Origin of the sequence: Photobacterium sp. SP02, assembly GCF_038519165.1 — a bacterium.
GTDB classification, from domain to species: Bacteria; Pseudomonadota; Gammaproteobacteria; order Enterobacterales; family Vibrionaceae; genus Photobacterium; species Photobacterium halotolerans.
This window is the reverse complement of record NZ_JASJOJ010000167.1, coordinates 1-492: the sequence shown is the minus strand read 5'-3', so window position 1 is coordinate 492 and position 492 is coordinate 1. Positions and strand designations below refer to the sequence as shown.

Sequence of the window (492 nt, the reverse complement as noted above, 5' to 3'; positions counted from 1 at the left end):
GCAGTGTCCACACAGATTGCTTGGTCGAAATGTAGAGAGCCACTCATGCTGCCCAACAGCGTGAGTACGAATTAGAAGTCCCATTCGTCTAGAGGCCTAGGACACCGCCCTTTCACGGCGGTAACAGGGGTTCGACTCCCCTATGGGACGCCACGGGTCGTTAGCTCAGCTGGTAGAGCAGTTGACTTTTAATCAATTGGTCGCAGGTTCGAATCCTGCACGACCCACCATTCCTGCCACGGGAATGTAAAAATACTGTGGGCGATTAGCTCAGTTGGGAGAGCACCTCCCTTACAAGGAGGGGGTCACTGGTTCGAGCCCGGTATCGCCCACCACTCTCTAAATACTTTCTGCACGGATACGCAGATTCAATAGCTTAACTGTTGTTGGATCGATTCTCTGACGCTGAAAGCCTTTAGAAAGTGGATATCAAAAGATAATTCACATGCTCTTTAACAATCTGGAAAGCTGACTAGTAAATTCAATCTTAGA

General features: G+C 49.0%; 3 tRNA genes. All 3 read left to right on the top strand.

Annotation, left to right across the window (positions count from 1 at the left end):
* Nucleotides 1-77 precede the first annotated feature (77 nt).
* The 3 genes from P0Y67_RS22815 (at nucleotide 78) to P0Y67_RS22805 (ending at nucleotide 335) form a co-directional block, all read left to right on the top strand.
* Nucleotides 78-153, top strand: a tRNA-Glu gene (locus P0Y67_RS22815).
* Nucleotide 154: 1 nt separating this feature from the next.
* A tRNA-Lys gene (locus P0Y67_RS22810) sits at nucleotides 155-230 on the top strand.
* A gap of 29 nt (nucleotides 231-259) precedes the next feature.
* Nucleotides 260-335: transfer RNA gene (locus tag P0Y67_RS22805), tRNA-Val, on the top strand.
* The last annotated feature ends 157 nt before the right edge of the window (nucleotides 336-492 follow it).